At 37.8% G+C, this 9100-nt stretch carries 7 protein-coding genes and 1 pseudogene; 3 read left to right on the top strand and 5 right to left on the bottom strand.

Annotated features, from left to right (window positions below; translation table 11 throughout):
• Together PX484_RS12910 and PX484_RS12915 are read left to right on the top strand one after the other, a co-directional pair.
• Nucleotides 1-367, top strand: a 367-nt coding sequence (locus PX484_RS12910; protein WP_288104144.1) for a lysophospholipid acyltransferase family protein, incomplete at its 5' end; no start/stop codon positions are given.
• Between the two features lie 196 nt (nucleotides 368-563).
• Nucleotides 564-1595 carry a GntR family transcriptional regulator gene (locus tag PX484_RS12915; RefSeq protein WP_287667264.1) on the top strand — a complete coding sequence of 344 codons (1032 nt, stop codon included), beginning with the start codon at nucleotides 564-566 and terminating at the stop codon, nucleotides 1593-1595.
• 78 nt (nucleotides 1596-1673) lie between these two features.
• On the opposite strand, the gene PX484_RS12920 is transcribed toward PX484_RS12915, so the two are convergent.
• From PX484_RS12920 to PX484_RS12940, 5 genes are all read right to left on the bottom strand, one after another.
• Nucleotides 1674-2648: a zinc ribbon domain-containing protein gene (locus PX484_RS12920; RefSeq protein WP_288104146.1), complete on the bottom strand. Its 975-nt coding sequence runs from the start codon at nucleotides 2646-2648 to the stop codon at nucleotides 1674-1676.
• A 63-nt stretch (nucleotides 2649-2711) separates the two neighbouring features.
• The gene (locus tag PX484_RS12925; RefSeq protein ID WP_287765858.1) at nucleotides 2712-6575 is read right to left on the bottom strand and encodes a tetratricopeptide repeat protein; all 3864 of its coding nucleotides are present in this window, start codon (nucleotides 6573-6575) and stop codon (nucleotides 2712-2714) included.
• A complete protein-coding gene (locus PX484_RS12930) occupies nucleotides 6576-6908 on the bottom strand; it encodes a hypothetical protein (RefSeq protein WP_271951307.1) in 333 nt (110 codons plus the stop codon). It abuts the gene before it with no gap.
• A gap of 534 nt (nucleotides 6909-7442) precedes the next feature.
• Nucleotides 7443-7694 carry a Uma2 family endonuclease gene (locus PX484_RS26045; protein ID WP_409773413.1) on the bottom strand — a complete coding sequence of 84 codons (252 nt, stop codon included), beginning with the start codon at nucleotides 7692-7694 and terminating at the stop codon, nucleotides 7443-7445.
• Between the two features lie 5 nt (nucleotides 7695-7699).
• Nucleotides 7700-8290, bottom strand: a complete 591-nt coding sequence (locus PX484_RS12940) for a Uma2 family endonuclease (protein ID WP_287765865.1) — start codon at nucleotides 8288-8290, stop codon at nucleotides 7700-7702.
• 381 nt (nucleotides 8291-8671) lie between these two features.
• Between PX484_RS12940 and PX484_RS12945 the strand changes: the two are divergent.
• A pseudogene (locus PX484_RS12945) lies at nucleotides 8672-9100 on the top strand (methyl-accepting chemotaxis protein); the annotation flags it as partial.

A 9100-nucleotide genomic window follows, 5' to 3' on the forward strand; every position in this document is an offset into this window, starting at 1 on the left:
CACCGATCACCCCGGTATGGGTAGTCTGGTCCATAGCGTCGAACTTTTGGCCGCGGGGGAAATGGTGGCGATTTTTCCGGAAGGGGGTATCTGTCGCGATCGAGTGGTTCATCCTCTTAAACCGGGGGTAGCGCGGATCGCATTGGAAGTTAAGACTATCAAACCCGATGCCGATATCAAGATTTTGCCGGTAAGCATTAGTTATAATCAGCCTTACCCCGGATGGGGAAGCGAAGCGACAGTAAATATCGGTCAAGGGATTAATGTGCTTGATTATCAACAAAATTCGCTAAAACGGGAAACTGTCCGCTTAACCAAAACCTTGAGCGATCGCTTAAAACTTCTCCACGAGGATCAATCCCCTTAATCAGCTGTTGACTATCTACCCCATGAGTGGGATTTCGGGGACGGATTAAAATGATTGTTTTAACTATTTTTCAGCAAAAAAGTGGCTTTTCTGGTTTAAATAAATAATATCTTGGTTTTTGCTGCTTCTAGCTCCTGAATACTGCCTCTGAAACCCCTCAGATCGGTGAAAATGTCCGATTGTTGCAGGGGGTCTAATGATAGAATGGGCATCAGCGAAAGTAGTTTGTGAGCGAAGTGATCCGATGCAGTTCCAAATCCAGCCAGACAGTGAAATACCCGCCTCTAAGCAATTATTTGACCAAATTCGCTTCGCTATCGCCTCTCGTCAGTATCCCCCGGGCCATCGTTTACCTAGTACCCGTCAACTAGCTATGATCACGGGATTACACCGTAATACGATAAGTAAAATTTATCAACAACTGGAAGACGATGGGTTAGTGGAATCCATAGCAGGTTCGGGGATTTATGTCAAGGCTCGCGGGCATGAAAACGATAATTTATCGGGTTCACCCCTATTGGAACAAAATCCAGAAATAGGCCGACTAATTCGCCAGAGTTTGGCTGGTTTTCTCGCTCAAGGTTTAACTTTAGAGCAAATTCGCGAGTTATTACTGGCGGAAATTGATTGGCGATCGCAGTGTAGTTCTCAAGTTCTTGTCACCATTCCCCGTCACGATTTGGGTGCAGGGGAGCTAATGTTGAGAGAATTAGAGCAATCCCTCAAAATTCCCGTCCAATTAGTGGCAATGGAGGATTTAGCCCAAGTTTTAGCCAATACTAAATCTGCCACTGTTGTCACCAGTCGCTATTTTATCAGTGTAGCGGAGGAAATTGCCGCTCCTTTTCAATTACGAGTCATTCCCATCGATATCTATGATTACAGCAAGGAATTGGCATTAATCAAAAAATTACCCACCGATAGCCGCTTGGGGATTGTCAGTATTAGCACCGGTATTATTAAGGTGGCCGAAGTTTTAATTCATAGTTTACGGGGCGATGATTTATTAGTTATGTCTGCCCAAATTCATGAAACGGATAAGTTAAAAGTTTTAGCTCGAACTTCCCAGACAATTATCAGTGATCAAGCGAGTTATACTTTAATTAAAAATATGATTAATGAAGTGCGATCGGATTTAATTCGTCTGCCAGAAATTATCTGTAGTGATAATTATATTGGGGATAAATCAATTCAATTGCTCAGACGAGAATTAGGATTAGGTGGTTAAGTGATAGACCCGTGTTGTCAATAGGGTCTATCTTATGAGAGTGGGAAACACCATAATAGTATTTATAGACCAAGTTAGTCAGTTTTCGAGCAAGTTGCTTAATTTATATTCAACACAAATAGAACTGCCGATTTCTTCTATCACTAAATAGGGAACTTTAAGAGAATTAACTCGCATTCCAATTCTATACCTAGCATCAGGATAATAATTAGGAACTTCAATTACTTGTTCTTTCATATACCGTCTTCCTTGAGAGCCTTTCATCCACCAAATTTGTACGGGAAAAATCTGCTGATTGGCAATTAAATGACTTTCTTCAAAGATTGGTTCATCTAATCGTCTTAGAGGAGTTTCAGAATGAATTAAGGTAAGTGGTATTTTTTTTGCTATTGTTTTTATATCAATCAATCCTTCAGTTACAAATTCATCAATAAAAACACCTAGACTATAACCAAAGTTATCAGATCTATTGTTTATGTCAATGTTATTTTTATTTGAAATTAAAGAATTTCTCTCAATAATCTCAGCGAATGATTCCTCAGAACTTAATGATCTTTTAGTTCCACAACGGGAACAAAAATTATCTTCTAAACTTAAAGACTTTCCACAGTTTTGACAAGTGATTGTCGTAGGAATTGTCTCAAATGTTGGATTGTTATAACCCAATCTTTTAATTTGTTTAAAACGATTTTGATTCGGTGTCAAAGAATTAGATGATATCATTGGACTTATCTTATTATTGACATCTTTTTTCATATCTAATTGATTCAATCTAAAATCTGATGATTGATTGAAACCTTTCTGCTCATTTTGTAATTCTTCAATCCCTTCTATTAACAAATCCTCACTAATCTCCAAATCTCTTTCTATTATTTCTGCTGTTTCCTTATCAAGGGTTCGGAATAAAGTTAAAGCTTTCTGTAGGTATTCAAGAGCTAGTGTATAATTCTCTTGTTCATCATACACAGAATACACATACGCAATTCTAACTAAAGCAACCATTCTCAAGCAGTTATTGTCAATTTTCTCACCAATTTCTAGAGATTGTTGCAAATAAGAAATTGCATTGCTGATATTTCTCTCATCATATTCAAGTTTGGCTAAACTAGATAGTGCCTAAAATATTTCAATTTGTGTTTCTATATTTTCTGTGTTTTCAGAAAGTTCTTTTGCCTTTTCAATACATTTCGTAACTAAATTCTTTTCACCAGCTTTGAGATAAATATTGCCAGTCGTCAATAAAATATTTAATTTTAAGTCATTATCTAATTTTAAGTTATTGTCTTCAATATATTCATATATGTTAAGAATTTGTTCTGCATAAAATATTGCTTTGTTTAAAGTCTCATCGTTAAGTTCAAGCTCTCCTAAAGCAGATAAGACTTGAAGTTGTGATTCTATATCCATTATTTCTTCAAACATAGCTAATGCTTGCTCTAGACAGTTCACAGCACTATTAATTTCTTCTTTTTCTATATATATAAATCCAATAAATATTAAAAATTTATGTTTATAGATATTAAAGACATTTCTTCCCTTAGCTCCCATTGACTCACACAAAGCTAACCCTTTTTGAAAAATAATTAGCGCATCATTCCACTTTTCCTTTTGTGCTTTAATTAATCCAAATAGGTATAATCCTTGAATTTGTAATATTGTATTGCCTGTTAGTTTTGCTAATTTCAATGCTTCTAGCAAGGTATTTTCTGCCATTGCATATTGTTCTTGAGCTATATAAATCGAGGATAACATCACCAAAAGGAAAGGTTGAATAAGATTATTACCTTCTTTTTGGGCTAAGTCTAGAGCTTGCTGTAAAAAAGTCAGTCCTTGTTCCATATTGCCTTGACTGACAGCGACGATTCCCGATGCAAATAAAAATTGAAGTTTATTAACATTTTCTCCGATTTTTTGAACCAGATTAATCGCTTCCTGATAAACACTTGTAGATTCTTTTACCTGTTCTAACAGTAAATGTAAACCACCAACAAATAATAAAGTAGAAGCCAGTTCTTGTAATTTCCCTAAACTTCTAAATTGATCAATCGCTTGTTGATAGCAAGAAAAAGCTTCATCTATTAATCCCTGTCCTGTTTTAACGATTGCCCAATAATTAAATATTTGAGCAATTCCCATATCATTTTCTAATCTTTGATGAATATCTAGTGCTTGTTGGATATAGCTTTCTGCTTTTTCAAAATCTTGTTCTGTACCTTTCAACACAGCTAAAGCACCTAAGGCTTCTGCTTTGCCTTTTGTGTTGCTCATTTTTTCAACTTCTTGACATAAATAATTTGTCGCAGATAGATTTCCTTCCATGCTGAGTAACGAAGCCAAAAAAGCAATAATTAAAGCCTTTTTTTCTTCATCCTCACGGGGGCAGAGTTTAAACGCTTCCTGTATATAAGTTTTGGCAGTTTTCATCCCCCCTAGAAACTGTTCTGCATAAGCGAGATTGTATAAGATACGATAATCTTGAGATAAAGTTAACACCTCTTGGCAAAGGGTTTTAATCTCTGTATGACGTCCTTTAAGAAGCCATTGATTGGTTAAAGTAACAGCTACTTCAACCGCTATTTCTATGTCCTTGGCTAAACGCGCTAATCGATAAATTTCCTTTTGTTCTGGTTCTGTTAAGATATCACTTGACGGCCACCAACTTTGATAAAGCGCACGGGCTGCGGTCTGATAAATCCCTTCATTATCGGCAGGAAAATCGAGAAAAGTTTCTAAAATACGGGGAACTCTCAGGTAATCTTTCTCTGGCGTTACTTCTAATAATCCTAAATCCGAAGCACGGCGAATATGTTTACCCGCGTTCGGAATAACTTGGCAAACCCTCGCAAAAGCAGGACGAGGAACAGGAAGACGAAAAACCAATGCTAAAGATAATAATCTCCTTAAATCCTGAGATTGTTGTTCGAGAAGTAACTTAGCGAGAATATTTTCCCGAAATTCCCTTACTTTATCTTCAATTTGTTGCTGAAGACGTTGGCGTAATTCGTCAGGTTGTTCTAAAGTTTGTGCAGTGATTTTCTGGCGAAATTGTCCCGTTTTATCAGCTATTTCTTGAAAAAGCGGTTGATGGTTCACCAATCTAGAAATTAAGACCTTTCCTAACCACTCCAATAAACGAGGATTTCCATCAGCTAAATTAATCGCTTGTTGCTGTAAATCAACTGAAATATCAGATTTATTATTAAAAGCATCTAAACGGTCGAGTTTTTTGCGTAAATCTTCCCCTTCAAAGGCGGTCAACTGTTCCCTTTTCAGCAGATTATTTAATCTCTCATCGGCTAAGGTAAAGTTATAGCGACAAGTAATAATCACTCGATGATTCAGCCCATTTGTTCTAATAACTCCCAATAAGGGAATTAAGGTTCTCACTGCGTCCGACTTAAGGATATATTCGCCATTCGCATTGGGTTCTAAATTGACTTCAAAATCATCTAAAACAAATATAAAAGACTGTCCTGGTGATTCTAAACCAAATTTAAAAAAATTGGTCAATTTTTTACCAAAAGGCAAATCCCCCTTCAAAATATCTAAACCCGCATTACTGGCGATATCTTGTAACGAGCGAATAAGTTTATCGGGATCAATCTGGCGATGGTTAAAAACAATATCATAGTATTTCTCACGCTCTTCAGGCTGATGGTGGCTAAAAATCCCATAAGCTGTTAAACGCTCTAGTAATCGTTGCGCTAACGTCGTTTTTCCCACACCGCCCATGCCATGAATTAAGATCCCTGGCGGATTGCGTAAATATTTCAGACAACGTTGCAGCGAACGCCGTCGTCCCACAAAGTTTTCCCTTGTTACCACTCTGGGACTATTGGGATGATTGGGATCAAGAAATAAGTCTTCAATTTTAAGGGTTTGAGTTGTTTGAAAGGTTAAACTGTCTTGAGTAACTACCATCTCATTTGGACAGTCCCCACGAATATATAAACGGAAAAAATGCCAATCAGGGATGCTATCTTCTCGCAGTTTCCGATAAGTGCTATGAATCGCTTGAGTCAGATCATATCCTGCCGCTAACTCAGAGTATAAGGTTGAGGCAGCTTTGGTAGCACTAATGTCTGCAACGGGATACCCCCAACCGATAACGGATCTAATTCCCTGGTTAATTAATTCCTGCGCCATTGAGGGAAATGTGCCTTCGTTACCATTTTGCGCTGTGCGACAGCCTGAAAGAAAAACTAATTGGGGAAAACGAGGATATAATGCCTTAGCAATCTCTTGAGCGGTGACATTACGCCGTGTACCGTCCGGATTTTCCGTTACAAAATAGGGAAAAGGGTGATTTTTGTCGGTTTGGTTTATGGAAGCATGACCCGTAAGATGAAAAATATCAAAATAATCTTGCTGATAGCGTCTCCACAGTTGATTTAACTCATCTAAACAGCCACTTTCCTCAACCTGTAAATAAAGGGGAATTTCCTGCGTTGTCTCTAAAATCTGCGCTTCTTCCCGCTCAAATTGTAAAATTGGCTCAATGGGGGGTTCAGGGGAGGTCGCCATAAAGAGAATCCGTAAAGCTCTATTTTGTGGCTCACGAGGTTTTACCTTACTTTTTGTCCAACGCAGAGGAACAACAGAAGGGGCAAGTCTGTCCACGAGAAAGTAAGAACCGTCATGAAGAACTTCCCAGGGTAAATGAGACAGTCTAATCCCTGTTTCATCTCCATTTCCCGTGTCAATGGCTAAAATTAAACCGTCTTCTTGACAGCTTTCCATGGCTCTTGTTAAATACCTCCCAGGACTGTCTAAAAAGATAAAGAGTTGTTGACCAATATTGACTAGGTCGGGAAAAGATGACACATAAAAATCACGCTCACTTTGGGCAATGAGGGATTGAATACTGGAAATATCAACGATTTGCGGCTCATAACTCCCTTCATTTACCTCAACGTGATGATAGCGTAGCTCTATGCGCTGTTTATCTATCGGTCTTAGCTCTATGTATAAGGATTGCATTTATTTTTGGGCAATATTCTCTAAAATTTGATTAATTTGCTCAATAGAAGCATTTTCTAGTAGTAATCGTTGACCATCGCAAACAATAAGCACTTTATCTATTGCCTTAGCTTTTTTTTCTTTGGTATATTCTTGATACCATTGACGAATCTGTTCAGCGATCGCTAGTGTTCCCCCGACTATCCCTATAATACTAGCAATTACTGCTATTGTCCCTTCTTTTTTGTTTGTTTCATCAGTTTTCCAGTTTCCTTGAATGCCCTTAATCGCTACTAACTCTGTAGCGGCTAACTTGGCATCTTGACCTTCGATAACAAATTGAATGACTGTCATTTTTACCTCTAACTCGATCTTGGCTTTACTTAGCCCGACATTTTAGTTAAGTTATTTTTAGCACAAAAATTCTGATAGTCAGTCTTCCGTAAAATTTTTTTAACTCGATGAATAAACGGCTCTTCGGTTTGTCTTATGCAACGGACAGGGTTATAAGGGATGAAACCCTTATAGAAACAGACATTACTGCGATTTTTGTCAATTGTTTGCGATCTGGAGCGAACTAATCAATTAAATCTCTTACCAGATCAGGATTTAGTCGATTTATGTCTCCATATAGAATCATACCAAGTAACGAAAAACCAAATAAACTATCATCTGTAACCCAGAAAACGGGTTTCTTCGAGAAACCCGTTTTCTAATGTCCCCTGTTCCCCCCTATAAAATTATGTCTATCTCTAGCTCAACCTCAAATGTCAATGAACCTCTCAATCCCCCATCCCCCAGAGGACTGATTTGATGATGACGAACTGGAAAACGATCCTGAGTTTCAGGCGTGGTTAGCGATTGCCGACGCAACGGAGGAGGACAGCATCAGACAAGCATCCTCTTCTGTTTGGGTTCCCTGGAACGCAGCGGCTCAAAAGCGAGCCAATAAACTGTCTCCGTCTCTGTCATCGCAGGTGTGATAAAAGTGAAATTAAGTCCGATAATATTATGAGTATCGGTCGTCCCTGCCATGGCGTAAACTTGTCCATCGATATATTCATGTTTAATGGGACTTTTTTCTTCAAACTGAAGATATTCTTCTGGGGTGAGATTATTATAGTTAGATAAAGCAATCATGGTTTTTAAGGAATTTGGGGAGTATCATTAACCGTTTCTAGGGTGACATCCTCGTATAAATCCCGAAGAGATGCCGTCAGATTAATACTCTGCAAACTAAAACTTTCTTGCTGATAGGTTTGCAGAATCCATAAACCCTGTTCACCCCGTCGAAAAGTTTCTACTCGTTGGTGTTTACTATTGACTAAGACATATTCCTCTAAACTTTCTAGAGTTTGATAATCATTAAATTTATCCCCCCTGTCAAAAGCTTCTGTAGAATCGGAGAGAACTTCAACAATCAATTTAGGAAACCTTTTGTAGGTAGCGGTTTCTCTATCTCTGTCATCGCAGGTGACAAGAATATCAGGATAGTAAAAGTGATTGCGTTTTTCTAATCTGACTTTCACATCGGCAAAATAAACTCGACAATCGGAACCCCGCAAATGATTACAAATAATTGTGTATATATTCCCCAAAACAATATTATGAGTATCCTTCGTCCCTGCCATGGCGTAAACTTGTCCATCGATATACTCGTGTTTAATGAGACTGGTTTCTTCAAACTGAAGATATTCTTCTGGAGTGAGATTATTATAGCTATATAAAGCAATCATGGGTTTAATCGTTGAAAAAGCAACAAACTTTACTGGGAACAAACAATAACAGTAGTCAACCCAGTTTACCCGGAGAGGTTAGCACTACTGATGAATGATAAAATTTATTAATCTTAATGATGTTTCCCCAGCTATCTGAGGAAACATTCACCCCCAACTCTCTCTATCAACCACAATTCGAGGTATCCAATAACTATCATGGCATTACTTAACCTTTTTCCTCCCTATCTGATTCTTTTAATTCTAGTCTTGGTTATTTTTCCCACCGTCTTAATTGCTCTCTATAAACATCTCCAAGAGTCAACCAAAAAAGTCAACCGCTTAAGTAATAATATTGATACAGTGACAGAGCAACTTACTCAAGTCAAGGAAAGCTTACAGTCTGATTTAAACCAATCAACTCAATCTCTAGCTTCTTTAACTCAAGACTTCCAGCGTTCCATGACAACTATGGTTGAGTTAGGAATAAAAATTACTGACTTGAATCAAAAATCTGAGACAATCCTAGAACAAAATCAGCAACGCTCAGTCACCGAACAAGAAAAGTTATCTAACATTCAGGGAGAATTAGTAAAATTAATCGAAACTGTGAAAACCTATCAAGACAGTTTTAACTCCGAGTCGAAACAATTAGGAAACCAACTTATCAATAGTCTCGATGAAAGACTCTCCCAAACCTCCGATAAAATCCTCACTGCTTCCAATGCGATTGAGCGCTCTAGTAATAATCTCGATGTGACTAATGCTAACTTGTCTCAGTTAATTGATACAGTGACAGAGCAACTTACTCAAGTCTCTGAGAAAATCCTA

The organism is Microcystis sp. M49636_WE2 (assembly GCF_030065375.1).
GTDB lineage: Bacteria > Cyanobacteriota > Cyanobacteriia > Cyanobacteriales > Microcystaceae > Microcystis > Microcystis aeruginosa_C.

Bases quoted from the DNA above. Each gene is read 5' to 3' on its own strand.
- PX484_RS12930 (WP_271951307.1), bottom strand. From the start codon at position 6,908: ATGACAGTCATTCAATTTGTTATCGAAGGTCAAGATGCCAAGTTAGCC.
- PX484_RS26045 (WP_409773413.1), bottom strand. From the start codon at position 7,694: ATGATTGCTTTATCTAACTATAATAATCTCACCCCAGAAGAATATCTT.
- PX484_RS12925 (WP_287765858.1), bottom strand. From the start codon at position 6,575: ATGCAATCCTTATACATAGAGCTAAGACCGATAGATAAACAGCGCATA.
- PX484_RS12915 (WP_287667264.1), top strand. From the start codon at position 564: ATGATAGAATGGGCATCAGCGAAAGTAGTTTGTGAGCGAAGTGATCCG.
- PX484_RS12940 (WP_287765865.1), bottom strand. From the start codon at position 8,290: ATGATTGCTTTATATAGCTATAATAATCTCACTCCAGAAGAATATCTT.